Genomic DNA, 16,675 nt, shown 5'->3' on the forward strand with positions numbered 1-16,675 from the left:
GTGTGCCTTGAACGGGGTCAGCTGATGATGGGTGAGTGGCAGGGCCACTCCTTCCCAGGTGAGGGTCTCGCCCAGGAAGGCTTCGGCGCGCTCGGCCAAGAGCGGCATGACGGGCTTCAAGTAGGCCATCAGCACGCGGAACAGGTTGATGCCCACGGAGCAGACATCTTGCAGCTCGGCATCTGCACCCTCCTGCTTGGCCAGCACCCAGGGCGCCTTCTCATCGACGTAGCGGTTGGCCTTGTCGGCCAGGGCCATGATTTCGCGGATGGCGCGACTGAACTCGCGCGCCTCATAGGCTTCGCTGATGGAGGCGCTGGCGCTGGCAAACTCGCTGTAGAGCGCGGGTTCGCTGCAACTGTCCGCCAGCTTGCCGTCAAAGCGCTTGGCGATAAAGCCTGCGTTACGGGAAGCGAGGTTGACCAGCTTGTTGACCACGTCGGCGTTGACGCGCTGCACGAAGTCGTCGAGGTTGAGATCCAGATCGTCGATGCGGCTGTTGAGCTTGGCGGCGTAGTAGTAACGCAGGCATTCCGGGTCGAGATGCTTGAGATAGGTGCTCGCCTTGATGAAGGTGCCCTTGGACTTGGACATCTTGGCGCCGTTGACGGTCACATAGCCGTGCACGTTGACCTTGGTCGGCTGACGGAAACCGGCGCCTTCCAGCATGGCTGGCCAGAACAGGCAGTGGAAATAAGCGATGTCCTTGCCGATGAAGTGATAGAGCTCGGCGCTGGAGTCTTTCTTCCAGTAGCTGTCAAAATCGATGTCGCCACGCTTGTCACACAGGTTCTTGAACGACGCCATGTAACCGATGGGGGCATCCAGCCAGACGTAGAAGTATTTGCCGGGTGCCCCGGGAATTTCGAAGCCGAAATAGGGGGCGTCACGGGTGATGTCCCACTGCTGCAAGCCGCTCTCGAACCACTCCTGCATCTTGTTGGCCATCTCTTCCTGGATGGCGCCTGAGCCGCGCACCCACCCGGCAAGCCAGGTTTCGAACTGAGGCAGGTCGAAGAAGAAGTGCTCGGAATCCTTCATCACCGGCGTGGCGCCGGAGACGGCGGATTTGGGATCGATCAGCTCGGTCGGGCTGTAGGTGGCGCCGCAAGCATCGCAGTTGTCACCGTATTGTTCCGGGGATTTGCACTTGGGGCAGGTGCCCTTGACGAAACGGTCCGGCAGGAACATGGACTTTTCCGGATCGAACAGCTGGGTGATGGTGCGGCCCTTGATGAATTCACCCGCTTTCAGACGGCCATAGATCAGCTCCGCCAGTTCGCGGTTCTCGTTGCTGTGGGTGGAATGATAGTTGTCGAAGCTGATGTTGAAGCCAGCGAAATCGGTCTGATGCTCTTCGGACACGGCCGCTATCATCGCTTCCGGGGTGATCCCAAGCTGCTGCGCCTTGAGCATGATAGGGGTGCCGTGGGCATCGTCGGCACAGACGAAATGCACCTGATGGCCACGCATTCGCTGATAACGAACCCAGATATCGGCCTGGATATGTTCCAGCATGTGGCCAAGATGGATAGAGCCATTGGCGTAGGGGAGGGCGCAGGTTACCAGCATTGTACGAGGATCAGTTGCCATAATACGTTCTTTATGTGCCTGTTGGGATGATACAGTGCCGAGCATGTTACCCGAATTGGGGGCGGCCTGCCTAGGTCTGCGGCCCGTCATGGACGCGGGCTTGGCCCTAGTGAGCCAGGTTCGCCACTCACCCTCAGCATAATGACGACATAATGGGGATTTCATGGTGATTGATTCAGTTAAACAGGTACTTGCCGAATTTAAGCCCATAGGTTGGGGCAAGGATCTGGTTGACGCCGGCTTTGTCCGTACCATCAGCGAGCAGGAGCAGACCCTGCAGATCAGATTGGTGCTTCCCTTTGCCGGTCTTTCCTGGCTTGAACAGATCCAGGCCGAGTTTGACGACAGACTGCGCACTCTGACCGGGGCGAGCCAGATAGCGTGGCAATGCGACATCGACGTGGCCAGCATGCCCCGAGCCCAGAATCTCAATGCGGTGCAGGGCATTCGCAATATCCTGGTCGTCGCTTCTGGCAAGGGTGGTGTGGGTAAATCCACCACCGCCGTCAATCTGGCGCTGGCGTTGCAAAAAGAGGGGGCGCGGGTCGCCATTTTGGATGCTGACATTTATGGCCCTTCTGTCCCCACCATGCTGGGTTCCCAGCAAGAGCGCCCCAGCAGTCACGATGGCAAGACCATGCTGCCGGTGGAAGCATGCGGCCTGAAGAGCAACAGCATCGGCTATCTGGTGGCCGAGCAGGATGCCACCATCTGGCGTGGCCCTATGGCGAGCAAGGCATTGGCGCAGATACTGAATGAAACCCGTTGGGGCGAGCTGGATTATCTGGTGGTCGACATGCCGCCGGGCACCGGCGACATCCAGCTCACCATGGCCCAGCAGGTGCCGACCTCGGGGGCCGTCATCGTTACCACCCCCCAGGACGTGGCCCTGGCAGATGCGCGCAAGGGCATCGCCATGTTCAACAAGGTCAATGTGCCCGTGCTCGGCATCATAGAGAACATGAGCTATTACCTGTGCAGCGCCTGCGGTCATCACGAGGCCCTGTTCGGCACTGGCGGCGGCCAGAAGATGGCGGAGCAGTACCATATGGACTTGCTCGGTCAGTTGCCACTGCACATCGACATCCGTCAGCACATGGATGACGGCTGTCCGACCGTCTTCTTCGCGCCGGAAGGGGAGCTGGCTCAGAGTTATTTGAAGCTGGCCCGTCGGGTTGCCGCCGCCCTCTATTTCAGCGGGAAACCGATTGCGACCCCTCTGTTTACCCTGGCGGTGGATGAATAATCGTCGGTTGACGGTTCTGTGGGTATTTAGGGTGGGCAGGCTCCACCCTTTTCCATATAATGGATCGGTTTAAACCTTTCCCGCAGCGCTTCTTTTTTAGGTATTTGTCATGTCTGATACTCAACATTCGTGTGTGATCATCGCCATTGCAGGGGCGTCAGCGTCCGGCAAGAGCCTCATCGCCCAGACCATCTACGAAGAGCTGGTGGCCGAACTGGGGGCGGGTGAGATCGGGGTGATCTCCGAAGATTGTTACTACAAAGATCAGACCCATCTGACCATGGAAGAGCGGGTCAAGACCAACTACGACCACCCCAGCGCCATGGATCACAGCCTGCTGGTCGAGCACCTGGTGCAGCTGATCAAGGGGGCAGGGGTCGAGATCCCCCAGTACTCCTACACGGAACACACTCGTATCAGCGAAACCAGCTATTTTGCACCGCGCAAGGTCATCATCCTCGAAGGGATACTGCTGTTGACCGATAGCCGACTGCGCGAGCTGATGGATGCCTCCATCTTCATGGATACCCCTCTGGACATCTGTCTGGTGCGTCGTCTGGTGCGCGATGTGCAAGAGCGTGGCCGTACCATGGACTCGGTGCTCAAGCAGTACCAGAAAACTGTGCGTCCCATGTTCCTGCAGTTCATCGATCCCTCCAAGCAATATGCGGACGTGATCGTGCCCCGCGGCGGCAAGAACCGCATCGCCATCGACATGCTCAAGGCGCGTATTCGCCACATGCTGGTGGGTTAACAACATGAGGAAGCCGGGTCACTGCCCGGCTTTTTTAAAATGCCATTTTTTGTCAGGAGAGTCGCTCAATGCGTCTTTGTGATACCGATATCGAACGTCATCTGGATGAAGGCAAGATAGTCATCGAACCCAGGCCCGGAGTAGAGCGGATCAGCGGCGTCAGCGTCGATGTGCTGCTCGGCAATGAGTTCCGCGTATTTCGTGACCACACCGCGCCCTTCATCGATCTCAGTGGCCCGAGCAGCGAGATGGCCAGTGCCATCGATCGGGTGATGAGCGAGGAGATCCACATCGCGGATGGGGATGCCTTCTATCTGCACCCGGGTCAACTGGCCCTGGCGGTGACCTATGAATCTGTAACCTTGCCTGCCGACATCGTTGGCTGGCTCGATGGTCGCTCCTCGTTGGCCCGTCTCGGGTTGATGGTGCACGTGACTGCACACCGCATCGATCCGGGTTGGTCCGGTCGCATCGTGCTCGAGTTCTACAACGGCGGCAAACTGCCGCTGGCACTGCGTCCCAAGATGAAGATAGGGGCGCTCAACTTCGAGATGCTCTCCGGCGCCGCCGCCAGACCTTACAACAAGCGTGAAAATGCCAAGTACAAGAGTCAGCAAGGTGCGGTCGCCAGCCGCATGAGCGAAGACTGAGTGGCTTTTTCTCCCGGTAAAGGCGCCTCTGTGGCGCCTTTTTACTGCTCGCTGCCCCCAAATTGCCTCTGAACAGGGTGTGTCGATCGGCATGAGAGCCGTAGGCCTGATCAGTCAGATTGAACGGCGATGACATAGGGGAGGATGCGTTCTGCTCGTAATGGATACCCGTTGCACACCCCATCACCATCGTGGCCATACAGTGCAGGGTCAGCCGATGGCATGGGGGCGAAAAGCGGCGGGGAATCGGCGCATCACAAAGGGACCATGCCACCTGGCGCCGCTGATAGATGCGCTATCTGTCATGAATGTGTGGCTATCACCCAGCTTTTTCTCGCCATAAGGATTGTCATGGTTTCTATTTTTGGCCACGACATCGCTAATGTTGAGCGTATTTTAGCCACTGTTCGCGTTTTTTGGCCCTGCTGCCGATCGTAATCCTTATATTAATGAATTGTTGACAGGCCCATGGGGCAAGGGGTCTGCCTTGGTTTTTTAAAATGCGCTTTATTTTTATGACTTAAATATTTCAGCGGTGGCTATTGCCCCCTGAGCCATCTGGGCATAATCCGCCGCAACTCATAAACAGGTTCGTTTTTATGCTGGAAATGATTAACGGTTTGGGTTTGTGGTGGTTCATCGGCTTGGCGCTGGCCGTGCTCTTTGTCCTGACCTATGAATTCATCAATGGTTTTCATGACACTGCCAATGCGGTAGCAACCGTGATTTACACCAAGGCCATGCCTGCAAACATGGCAGTGGTGGCCTCCGGGATGTTCAACTTTGCCGGTGTCATGCTCGGTGGCCTTGGGGTGGCTTATGCCATCGTCCACCTGTTGCCTATCGATCTGCTACTGGGCATGGATTCAAGTCAGGGGTTGGTCATGGTCTTCTCCCTGCTCTTCTCCGCCATCGTCTGGAATCTGGGAACCTGGTATTTCGGTATTCCGGCTTCCAGCTCCCACACCCTGATTGGCTCAATTCTTGGGGTGGGTGGCGCCTATGCCTGGATCAACGATCAGCCCCTGTCGCAGGGGATCAACGTTGGCAAGGCCATCGACATCATGCTGTCGTTAATCGTCTCTCCCACGCTGGGCTTTATCATTGCGGCCGGGCTGCTGCTGGCGCTCAAGCGCGTCTGGCGAGGCAGTAAAATCCACAAAACCCCGGAAGAACGGTTGTTGGTGGATGGCAAGAAGCACCCGCCATTCTGGGCCCGCTTGACCCTAGTGGCATCAGCCATGGGGGTGAGCTTCGTGCATGGCTCCAATGATGGTCAGAAAGGAATAGGTCTGGTGATGCTGGTACTCATCTGCATGGCCCCCGCTTATTTTGCGCTCGACATGGGCAGCCGTCCTTATGACATAGACAGAACCCAGGATGCCAACCGCCGCATTACCGAGATCTATCAGCGCAATCAGTATCAACTGGCTGGCCTCATCGATTTCCAGCGCTCCGCCAAGGTCAATCATGAGCCGGTGACCCATTGCGAGGCAGGCGATGCCATGTCCGCCATGGCCACCCTGGATGACAGACTTGGCAAGGTACGCAGCTATGATGGTCTGAGCCTGGAAGAGCGCCGTGAAGTGCGCCGTCTGCTGCTGTGTGTCGATGATACTGCCCGTAAAGTCGCCAAATTGCCGTTACCCAGCAAGGAGCTGACCGATCTCGCCAAGTGGCGCAAGGATCTGACTGCGACCGCAGAATATGCCCCGACTTGGGTCATCGTCTCCATCGCCCTGGCTCTGGGGTGCGGTACCATGGTGGGTTGGCGCCGTATCGTTCACACCGTCGGTGAGAAGATTGGCTCGAGCGGTATGACCTATAGCCAGGGTATTGCCGCCCAGATCACGGCCGCAACCTCGATAGGGATCGCCAGTCTGACCGGTATGCCGGTCTCTACCACTCACATCCTCTCCTCGGCGGTGGCGGGGACCATGGTGGCCAACGGCTCTGGTCTGCAGAGTCAGACCATCAAGACCATATTGATCGCCTGGGCGTTGACCTTGCCACTGACCATGGTGCTCTCGGGTGGGCTCTTCATCCTGAGCAATGCCCTGCTGGGCTAAGTCACCATGAGCAACAGACAATGCAAGCCGCCCGCAAGGCGGCTTTTTTGGGTTTGTATATCTGCCTCATTTACGGGAGGTTCGCCCATCCTCTGCAACTCCCGAACCATTCAGAGAGCAGACAGAGTGCAAATAAAAAGAGGCGCCCTCGGGCGCCTCTTTTCATGAACAGGGGAGAGTTCAATTGCAGCAGCGGCCCTTGACCAGATTGCCAATCATCACCACGGTTGCCACCAGCAGGTAGGCGGCGAAGATGGCGACCAGCCATTGGGGCATGGAGAAGCCGAGGAACTGCCAACTGATCTCGCTGCAATCCCCATCGGGGAAGAAGAGCCAGGGAACCCAGGTGTCCAGGGGCAGCCAGCTTGGGAAGTCGGCATAGGGGCTGCAGACATTGAAGGGGGAGGGAGTTTATCTGGTAATCAACGTGCTGCAGCGCCAGTTGCAGGCCGCGGAAGGCACTGAAGGCCCAGAGCAGCAACGCACTCCAGCGCAGATACCACTTCTGCGGATTGACCATGCCAATCAGGCCAGCGGTAAGTACGCCAAGGGTGGCAATACGTTCATAGATGCACATGACGCAGGGATGCAATCCCAGGATGTGCTGGAAGAAGAGGGCGCACAATTCAAGGAAAAGAGCGGAAGCGGCCAGCAGGCCCCAGGCCCAGCGTTGACAGGCAATATGGCGGAGAAATGCAATCATCTGATTGATCCTGAAGGGGAAGATGAGACGGATTAGAGCAGAGCAAGGCGCAAAGAAAAGGGACCCCTCCTGGGCCCTTTCCTCAGTGTGCCAGTGGCAATGCACTGCTGGCGGCACTGCTGTGATGCAACAACCAGCCCATCTCGTAGTACCAGTGGGTAAGAGGGCCGAGCAAAAACTCCACTGCGATGAAGCCAATACCACCCAGCACTATGGTATAGGGCAGAGCCATCCACACCATGCGACCGTAGGAGAGGCGCAACAGGGGAGCCAGTGCCGAGGTGAGCATGAACAGGAAGGCCGCCTGACCGTTGGGGGTGGCAACGGATGGCAAATTGGTCCCGGTATTGATGGCGACGGCCAGCATGTCGAACTGATCCCGGTTGATGGCACCGTTTAACAGGGCCGTCTTCACCTCGTTGATGTAGACGGTGCCGACGAAGACGTTGTCACTCACCATGGAGAGCAGACCATTGGCCAGATAGAAGAGGGCCAGCTGATCGTCCGGATCGGCGGAGAGCACCGTCTGGATCACTGGTCTGAACAGCTGCTGATCGATGATGACGGCCACCACGCTGAAGAAGACGGCAAGCAGGGCGGTGAAGGGCAACGCCTCTTCGAAGGCCTTGCCAAGGGCATGCTCTTCGGTGATGCCGGTCAATGAGGTAGCCAGCACGATGACGGTCAACCCGATGAGGCCGACGGCGGCCAGATGCATGGCCAGACCGGTGATCAGCCAGACGGCAATCAGGGCCTGGGCAATCAACTTGGCTTTGTCCTGAGGGGTGCGACGTTCGTCTTCGTAGCGATTGTAGTCTTCCATGATGCGGCGGACCGCGTTGGGCAACTTGGCGCCATAGCCGAACCAGCGACACTTCTCAACCAGTACGCAGGTGAGCAGGCCGCAGAAGAACACAGGAATGGTGACCGGTGACATGCGCATGGCGAACTCGCCGAAGTGCCAACCCGCCTGCTCGCCAATGATGAGGTTTTGGGGCTCGCCGACGAGCGTACAGACGCCACCAAGGGCAGTCCCTATGGCGGCATGCATCATCAGACTGCGCAGGAAGGCACGAAAATCTTCCAGGTGCTGGCGGTTGAGGTCGGCGACGGTGACATCATCCGTGTGGTCGTGATCATGACCAAACTCCTTGCCGGAGGAGACCTTGTGATAGATAGCGTAGAAACCGGTGGCGACGCTGATCACCACGGCGATGACCGTCAGGGCATCCAGGAAGGCCGAGAGGAAGGCCGACACCAGGCAGAAGGCCAGGGAAAGCAAGGTCTTGGAGCGTATGCGGATCAGCATCTTGGTAAACACGTAGAGCAGTAACTGCTTCATGAAGTAGATGCCGGCCACCATGAATACCAATAGCAAGAGCACTTCTATATTGGCTACCAGCTCATGTTTGACCTGCTCGGCCGAGGTCATACCGATCAGCACCGCCTCGATGGCGAGCAGGCCGCCTGGTTGCAGCGGGTAGCATTTGAGGGCCATGGCCAGGGTGAAGATGAACTCCACCACTAATAACCAGCCAGCGAAGAAGGGGTCCAGGTGGAAGGCGATAGGGTTAATGATCAAGAAGGCAATGATGGCGCTCTTGTACCAGTTTGGGGCATGCCCTAGAAAGTTCTTCGCAAAGGCTTGCCCTAGGCTAATCGGCATAATAGTGAGTCTCAGTGATTATTGTTGGACGCTGTGTTGATACCCTGGACGATGACGGGCACACACCAAGATGCTGTCGCTTATTTGATTGATTCCCCATGATTTTAATCAAAAATGGGGCTAACTATAAATTACATAATGGTGCTTGCCCATGACTTGCTTCAATTCAGGGGCATACATGAGTCTCTAACTCAACGAGTGATGGATTTATATACGTTTTGATAACAAAACTGCTCGGTTATGTGAGCAGAGGACTGACCTTCTGCTTGCCACGCCCCTCTGCTTTGCTATTATTCGGGAGCCTTTTTACGCACGAGAATCGAGTCACTTCATGGTTATAAAAGCGCAGAGCCCTGCCGGGTTTGCCGAGGAATATATCATCGAGTCCATTTGGAACAATCGCTTTCCTCCCGGATCCATACTGCCGGCAGAGCGCGAGCTGTCCGAATTAATCGGTGTTACCCGCACTACGCTGCGTGAAGTGCTGCAACGCTTGGCCCGTGATGGCTGGCTGACCATTCAGCATGGTAAGCCGACCAAGGTCAACAACTTCTGGGAAACCTCTGGTCTCAACATCCTCGAGACGCTTGCCCGTCTGGATCAGGACAAGGTGCCGGATCTGGTGGCCCAACTGTTGTCTGCGCGTACCAATATTTGCACCATCTTTATCCGGGGGGTCCATCCGCAACAACCCGGAACAAGCTGCCGAGATACTGCGCGCCGCCAATAGTGTCGATAACAGTGCCGACTCCTATGCCGAGTTTGATTACCGTCTGCATCATCAGCTCTCCTTCGCATCGGGCAATCCTATCTATGCGTTGATCCTGAACGGTTTCAAGGGGCTCTATAGCCGGGTCGGTCGTTACTACTTCTCCGATGGCCAGGCTCGCGCCACCGCGGATGCCTATTACAAGGCATTGCTGGTACTGGCCGAGACCAAGAATCACGAAGACGTCTACAAGACGGTGCGCCAGTACGGTATTGAGTCCGGCAAATTGTGGACTCGCCTGCGTACAGACATGCCGAGCAACCTGTGCGATAACTGATGAGGTCGAGCCCCTGCAGGGGATCTCGCCGTGTCACGACATGATAAAAGAGCGCGCCTTAGGGCGCGCTCTTTGCATTAGCTGTCATGGGGCAGGGTTAAGGGGAGAGGCGTCGCTCTGGGCAACGACCGATCAGATCACTTGGCAGATCGCCATTATCTTGCTCCAACACCACATCAAATCCCCACAGCAGATGCACATGCTTGAGCACTTCATGGTGGGAGTCCCCGAGTGGGATGCGGTTGTGCGGAATATAACGCAAGGTCAGCGTGCGATCCCCCTTCACCGCCACATCATAGACCTGGATATTGGGTTCCAGATTGCTCAGGTTGTATTGGGCCGAGAGTGCATTACGAACCAGGTGGTAGCCTTCTTCGTTGTGGATGGCCGCAATCTTGAGATAGTTTTTCAGGTCGTCGTCATCGATGGCGAACAGCTTGAGATCGCGCATCACTTTCGGACTGAGAAACTGGCTGATAAAGCTCTCGTCCTTGAAGTTCTGCATGGCGAAGTGCAGGGTATCTACCCAGTTTGTCCCTGCGTAGTCGGGGAACCAGTGTCTGTCTTCCTCCGTCGGGTTTTCGCAAATGCGCCGCAGATCGATGAACATGGCAAAACCCAGCGCATAGGGATTGATCCCCGAGTAATAGCGACTGTTATAGGGGGGCTGGTAGACCACATTGGTGTGGCTGTGCAGCACCTCCATCATGAAACGATCGCTTAGTTTCCCCTCGTCATAGAGGTGGTTGAGTATGGTGTAGTGCCAGAAAGTGGCCCAGCCTTCATTCATGACTTGGGTCTGTTTCTGGGGATAGAAGTATTGGCTTATCTTGCGCACTATTCGCACGATTTCCCGCTGCCAAGGTTCGAGCAGAGGGGCATTCTTCTCGATGAAGTAGAGCAGGTTTTCCTGGGGTTCTGAGGGGTAGTGTATGTCCTCCACATTGGAGGATTTGTGCTGTTTGGGCAGCGTGCGCCACAGCTCATTCACCTGGGTCTGCAAATAATCTTCACGGGCCTTTTGGCGACGTTTCTCCTCTGCCAGAGAGATCTTCTGGGGCCTCTTATAGCGATCGACACCGAAGTTCATCAGAGCATGGCAGGCATCGATCAGCCGCTCTACCGCATCTATGCCATGCTTTTCCTCACATTCGGTGATGTAGTTCTTGGCAAACAACAGGTAGTCGATGATGGAGGAGGCATCCGTCCAGGTCTTGAACAGATAATTGTTCTTGAAAAACGAGTTGTGGCCATAGCAGGCGTGAGCCATCACCAGGGCCTGCATTGGCATGGTGTTCTCCTCCATCAAATAGGCGATGCAGGGGTCCGAGTTGATCACTATTTCATAAGCGAGCCCCATCTGGCCTCGCTTGTAGTTGCGTTCGGTATGGATGAAGCGCTTGCCGAATGACCAATGTTGATAACCGATGGGCATGCCGACGCTGGAGTAGGCATCCATCATCTGTTCGGCGGTGATCACCTCTATCTGGTTGGGATAGGTATCCAGGCGATAGTGCCTGGCGACGCGTGCTATCTCCTGATGGTAGACCTCCAGCAGATCGAAGTTCCAGTCTGGCCCATCATCGAAGGGCGCAAAGGTTCTGGCTGTTTCCGTCATATGTCCCCCTAGGCCGCTTGCTTCTTGAACAGTTCCCGGAATACCGGATAGATGTCCTCCACCTTGCGGATATGCTCCATGGCAAAGTAGGAGTAGTGGCTCGCCACCGCCTCGTATTCGTGCCACAGGGTCTGGTGGGCCCGGGTGGTGATTTCTATATAGGAGTAGTAGCGAACCCGCGGCATGATGTCGCGCAGCAGGATCTCTTTACACTGGGGTGAATCGTCTGCCCAGTTGTCGCCATCGGAGGCCTGGGCGGCATAGATGTTCCACTGATTGGTGGGGTAGCGCTCATCTATGATGTCACTCATCATCTTGAGCGCGCTGGAGACGATGGTGCCCCCCGTCTCCTGGGAGTAGAAGAATTCGTGCTCGTCCACTTCTTTGGCCTGGGTGTGGTGGCGGATATAGACCACCTCCACGTTTTTGTAGGTACGGCTCAGGAAGAGGTAAAGCAGGATATAGAAGCGCTTTGCCATCTCCTTGGTGGCCTGATCCATGGAGCCGGATACATCCATCAGACAGAACATCACCGCCTGGCTGGAGGGGACTGGCCGTTTGACGAAGTTGTTGAACTTGAGATCGAAGGTATCGATAAAAGGCACGGCATCAATACGCTTTTTCAGGTCGCGTATCTCCTTCTCAAGCAGAGTGATCTCTGCAAAGTGTTCTCTCGGGTCTTGCTGGAGCAGTAACATGCGTGCTTCAAGTTCACGCAAGCTGCGTTTCTTGCCCGCTTGCAGCGCCATGCGCCGCGCCAGTGAATTGCGCAAAGAGCGCACCACGTTGATATTGGCAGGCACCCCGTTTGAGGTGTAACCCGCCCGGTAGGTCTTCATCTCCATCAGCTGGTTGAGCTGCGTCTTTTGCAGATGGGGCAGCTCCAAATCCTCGAACAGAAGATCCAGATACTCCTCCTTGGAGATCTGGAACACGAAGTCATCGTTTCCTTCCCCTTGATTGGAGGCTTGACCTTCCCCCGCGCCCTGGCCGGCACCACCGCCCTTGGGTCTGTCTATCTTGTCCCCGGAGACGAACTGATCGTTACCTGGGTGCACCATTTCCCGTTTTCCCCCCTGACCTTGGTGAAAATGGGGCTCGCCAATGTCCCGGGTCGGGATGCTGATGTTTTCGCCTTTGTCTACGTCCTGGATGCTGCGTTTGGAGACGGCATCCGAGACCGCTTGTTTGATCTGCTTCTTGTAGCGGCGGATGAAGCGCTGCCGATTGACAGCGCTTTTGTTCTTGCCGTTGAGCCTGCGGTCGATAAAATGCGCCATAACTCCCCCTTGGCAAAGCCGTCAGGCTCAGGATGATTTGCGTACCCTGAGATACCATTCGGAGAGCAGCCGCACCTGCTTACGGGTGTAGCCCTTCTCCATCATCCGCTCGACAAAGTTATCGTGTTTCTTCTGCTCCTCCGCCGAGGTTTTGCTGTTGAAGGAGATAACCGGCAACAGCTCTTCGGTATTGGAGAACATCTTCTTCTCGATGACGGTACGCAGCTTCTCGTAACTGGTCCAGTTCGGGTTACGACCGGCATTGTTGGCTCTGGCCCGCAGCACGAAGTTGACGATTTCGTTACGAAAATCTTTCGGGTTGCTGATCCCGGCCGGTTTTTCTATCTTCTCCAGCTCGCTGTTGAGCGAGGAGCGATCGAACAGTTGGCCTGTCTCGGGATCCCGGTACTCCTGATCCTGGATCCAGAAATCGGCATAAGTGACGTAGCGATCAAAGATGTTCTGGCCGTACTCCGAATAGGATTCGAGATAGGCGGTCTGGATCTCCTTGCCGATGAACTCCACATAACGCGGCGTGAGGTAGCCCTTGATGAACTCCAGATAGCGGTCATGGATCTCTTGCGGGAACTGCTCCCGCTCTATCTGCTGCTCCAGCACGTAGAAGAGATGCACTGGGTTGGCTGCGACTTCGGCATGGTCGAAGTTGAAGACCCGCGACAATATCTTGAACGCGAAGCGGGTCGACAGGCCATTCATACCCTCATCGACACCGGCGTAATCCCGGTACTCCTGGTAGCTCTTGGCTTTGGGATCCGTATCCTTGAGACTCTCACCATCATAGACCCGCATCTTGGAGTAGAGGCTGGAGTTCTCTGGCTCCTTGAGGCGAGACAAGACGGTAAACTGGCCAAGTAGCTCCAGGGTACCCGGGGCACATTTGGCCTCGGTCAGTTCGCTGTTGGTGAGCAGCTTCTCGTAGATTTTCACCTCTTCCGAGACGCGCAGGCAGTAGGGCACCTTGACGATGTAAACGCGGTCGAGGAAGGCTTCGTTGTTGCGGTTGTTTTTGAAGTGCTGCCATTCAGATTCGTTGGAGTGAGCCAGCAAGATGCCGTCAAAGGGGAGGGCAGAGAGGCCTTCGGTGCCGTTGTAGTTGCCCTCTTGAGTCGCGGTCAGCAGCGGGTGCAGCACCTTGATGGGGGCCTTGAACATCTCGACGAACTCCATCATGCCCTGGTTGGCCTTGCACAGGGCCCCGGAGTAGGAGTAAGCATCGGCGTCATCCTGGGCAAAATGTTCCAGCATGCGGATATCGACCTTGCCGACCAGGGAAGAGATATCCTGGTTGTTCTCATCACCGGGCTCCGTCTTGGCGATGGCGATCTGGTGCAGTATGGAGGGGTTGATCTTCTCAACCTTGAACTTGCTGATGTCGCCACCATATTCGGTAAGACGTTTGGCCGCCCAAGGCGACATGATGGGACGGAGGTAGCGGCGCGGAATGCCGTACTCTTTTTCCAGCAGCTCGCCATCCTCTTCCATGTCAAACAGGCAGAAGGGGTGATCGTTGACCGGGGAGTCTTTGATCCGGTAAATGGGCACCTTCTGCATCAGAGATTTAAGCTTCTCGGCCAGGGAAGACTTACCGCCGCCAACCGGCCCCAGCAGATAGAGGATCTGCTTCTTCTCCTCCAGGCCCTGGGCCGAGTGCTTGAGGTAGGAGACTATCTGTTCGATAGCCTCTTCCATGCCGTAAAAATCTTTGAATGCCGGATAACGGGCGACAACCCGGTTGGAGAAGAGACGGCTGAGCCTTGGATTGGTGGCGGTATCAACCATCTCGGGATCGCCGATGGCGACCAGTAGACGTTCGGCGGCGGAGGCGTAGCAGGATTTATCCTGTTTGCACATGTCCAGGAACTCCTGAATGCTGTACTCCTCTTCCCTGGCTTGCTCATAACGCTGTTGGTAATGCTCGAAGATGCCCATAACTTAGCCCTCGTTATAGTCGCTTACCCTAAAATGACCGGTTTCTTACCCTTGTTGTACTTTCCTCTTAAGCCTAGTCAACAGCCCCCAGTAATCCATCACCGCTAACGGGTTTAAATCGGTTGGCTCGCTTCCCCGGCCCTTTGGGTGGGAGGCAGTCAGCAGATGCTCTATGTTACTGACTGTTAAATTATTTCTGCCACGATAGCTAGGTGAATGTCAAAGAGATAAAAAATAAATGTTTCATCATTATCTGATTGAAAAGTACGAATGGGATGGGGGAAGAGGATCGCTGTCGCCCTAGGGCAGGCCGGCCGTGCCTCAGGGGAAGTTGCAGTGAAATGCTCTTTACGTCAACGTCAACGTAAATGGTGTTGGGGTAGATTGTTAGCTCTAATTTTTACATTGACGCTACATTGTGGCTGCTCTAAATTGGCCCTGTGTTCGGTGCTGCGGTGCTTTAGCAAGAAGGTGTCTCAGTGTCCGAAAACAAAGCTCTGTTTAAGCACGTTTCCGTTGGCTTGACCCTCGCATCTGCGAGGGTCTTATTTTTTCGGCGCAGGCCACTCTCCTTTTTATCCTTGGTTTTGTCTTTCTGCCCGCAACCTAGGTTAACCGCTATCTATTGATCACCCCCAACTCAGCTCAAACGACCCTATGTTGAATGGTGCACGCCATAGGCCTGGGCTAGCAATGCCATTACCTGGGCAAAAGGGACTTCGCTCAACCGGCCAAAGCCGGCCAGCTTTCCCGACTTGAGGCGAGTGGTAAGCGGCGTGCTGATACCGCACAGGAAGCGAGCCAGTACCCTGGGCTCTGGGTGAGGCAACTGGCTAGCCAGCGGATCGCACCAGGCGCGGAGCCCGGCTTCATTGGGCAGCTGGGGGGCGGGCTGAGCCGGCAGCTCAGCCACCTGGCCGCGACACACCGAGCAGTGACCGCATGATGCAGGTGCTTGCTGATCGGCAAAGTAGTAGGCCAGGGATTGGCTCAGGCAAGTGGATGAGGTGAAGAAGGCGAGCAGTGCCTGTAACCTGGCGAGTTCGCTCTGCTCCTTTTGCTCGAACAGACCATGAAGCTCGGCGGTGAGAGCATCGAGGCTGGCCGGGTAATGTTGCACCTGATAGACCTCCGTCATCTGCTTGCTCTCCAGCTCGATGAGCCCCTGTTGCTGCAGATAGTCTAGGGCGGCCACGGCGCGGGAGCGTTCCCCCTGATACCCCTGCCAGAGGGCTTCAAAATCCATGGTGCACCAGCTGCGTGCTTGAGGGGCACAGGCGAACAGGGCCTCGAGGAAGTGGCGGCGCCCCTCGCCAAAGCGCGCCAGGATGGTGGCTTTGTCCGCGATGAATTTGAAGCGATAGTCGGCAAAGTAGCTATACGCCGGACTCAGGACGCCGGCCAGCTCCAGATAGACCAAGAGTGTCTTGAGGGGCAATTGGCGAATATTGGTCTCATTGGACAGCCGCAGCAGCACGAATTCCCAGGTGTCACCCGCAGGGGGCAGTTGGGCCAGCAATTGACGGATGGCGGCACTATCGGGGGTATCCCCATAGACGAAGTTCTCCAGCACCGGCAGCTGAGCCCGGTTGGCCAGCACAGTGCAATGGGATAGCTGGCCATCGCGTCCGGCTCGACCTATCTCCTGGCTGTAATTCTCGATGGATTTGGGCAAGTCGTAGTGGATGACCCGGCGGATATCGGCCTTGTCTATCCCCATGCCAAACGCAATGGTGGCGACAATGCAGTCGAGCTGGCCCGCCATGAAGGCTTGTTGTATCTCCCGGCGAAGATCTGCACCTAGCCCTGCATGATAGGCACTGGCCCTAAACCCGGCCCGGGCCAGATTGGCGGCGCACGTCTCGGCAGTATGCTGCAGGGTGACATAGACGATGGTCGGGGCGCCAGGCGCTCGTCCTATCTCCTGCGCCAGCCAACGGTCACGCAAGTTGGGTTCAATGGGAACTACATTCAAGTCCAGATTGGGGCGATAGAAGCCCGTCACCACTAGCCCCTGATCATCAATATCGAACTTGCGTTGCATATCCTGCATCACGGCCTGAGTCGCGGTGGCGGTCAACAGCAAGACCTGGGGGATAT

General features: G+C 56.2%; 10 protein-coding genes and 2 pseudogenes. 5 read left to right on the plus strand and 7 right to left on the minus strand.

What is annotated here, in order from left to right; all coding sequences use genetic code 11:
* Positions 1–1,593 (minus strand): methionine--tRNA ligase (metG, locus tag G113_RS12155; protein ID WP_040319180.1); only part of this gene is annotated, 1,593 nt, incomplete at its 3' end.
* Between the two features lie 163 nt (positions 1,594–1,756).
* On the opposite strand from metG, the gene apbC reads away from it, so the two are divergent.
* From apbC to G113_RS12175, 4 genes are all read left to right on the plus strand, one after another.
* Positions 1,757–2,839 carry an iron-sulfur cluster carrier protein ApbC gene (gene apbC / locus G113_RS12160; RefSeq protein ID WP_005902587.1) on the plus strand — a complete coding sequence of 361 codons (1,083 nt, stop codon included), beginning with the start codon at positions 1,757–1,759 and terminating at the stop codon, positions 2,837–2,839.
* A gap of 109 nt (positions 2,840–2,948) precedes the next feature.
* Positions 2,949–3,593 (plus strand): uridine kinase, encoded by a 645-nt coding sequence (gene udk / locus G113_RS12165; protein WP_005902590.1) that lies wholly within the window; start codon positions 2,949–2,951, stop codon positions 3,591–3,593.
* A gap of 68 nt (positions 3,594–3,661) precedes the next feature.
* The gene (gene dcd / locus G113_RS12170) at positions 3,662–4,243 is read left to right on the plus strand and encodes a dCTP deaminase (RefSeq protein WP_005902592.1); all 582 of its coding nucleotides are present in this window, start codon (positions 3,662–3,664) and stop codon (positions 4,241–4,243) included.
* A 599-nt stretch (positions 4,244–4,842) separates the two neighbouring features.
* Positions 4,843–6,312 (plus strand): inorganic phosphate transporter, encoded by a 1,470-nt coding sequence (locus G113_RS12175; protein ID WP_005902595.1) that lies wholly within the window; start codon positions 4,843–4,845, stop codon positions 6,310–6,312.
* Between the two features lie 180 nt (positions 6,313–6,492).
* Here G113_RS12175 and dsbB read toward each other — a convergent pair.
* Positions 6,493–7,015, minus strand: a pseudogene (gene dsbB, locus G113_RS12180) (disulfide bond formation protein DsbB).
* Between the two features lie 82 nt (positions 7,016–7,097).
* Entirely contained in the window at positions 7,098–8,681 is a 1,584-nt protein-coding gene (nhaB, locus tag G113_RS12185; RefSeq protein WP_005902599.1) for a Na(+)/H(+) antiporter NhaB, read from the minus strand.
* Positions 8,682–9,012: 331 nt separating this feature from the next.
* Here nhaB and fadR point away from each other — a divergent pair.
* Positions 9,013–9,727 (plus strand): annotated as a pseudogene (gene fadR / locus G113_RS12190) (fatty acid metabolism transcriptional regulator FadR).
* 97 nt (positions 9,728–9,824) lie between these two features.
* On the opposite strand, the gene G113_RS12195 reads toward fadR, so the two are convergent.
* The 4 genes from G113_RS12195 to G113_RS12210 form a co-directional block, all read right to left on the minus strand.
* Entirely contained in the window at positions 9,825–11,345 is a 1,521-nt protein-coding gene (locus G113_RS12195; protein ID WP_005902601.1) for a SpoVR family protein, read from the minus strand.
* Between the two features lie 8 nt (positions 11,346–11,353).
* Positions 11,354–12,625 (minus strand): YeaH/YhbH family protein, encoded by a 1,272-nt coding sequence (locus tag G113_RS12200; RefSeq protein ID WP_005902603.1) that lies wholly within the window; start codon positions 12,623–12,625, stop codon positions 11,354–11,356.
* 27 nt (positions 12,626–12,652) lie between these two features.
* Positions 12,653–14,575 (minus strand): PrkA family serine protein kinase, encoded by a 1,923-nt coding sequence (locus G113_RS12205; protein WP_005902605.1) that lies wholly within the window; start codon positions 14,573–14,575, stop codon positions 12,653–12,655.
* Positions 14,576–15,230: 655 nt separating this feature from the next.
* A partial coding sequence (locus G113_RS12210; protein WP_005902607.1) for a RecQ family ATP-dependent DNA helicase occupies positions 15,231–16,675 on the minus strand: 1,445 nt, incomplete at its 5' end.

The organism is Aeromonas molluscorum 848 (assembly GCF_000388115.1).
Classification (GTDB): Bacteria; Pseudomonadota; Gammaproteobacteria; order Enterobacterales; family Aeromonadaceae; genus Aeromonas; species Aeromonas molluscorum.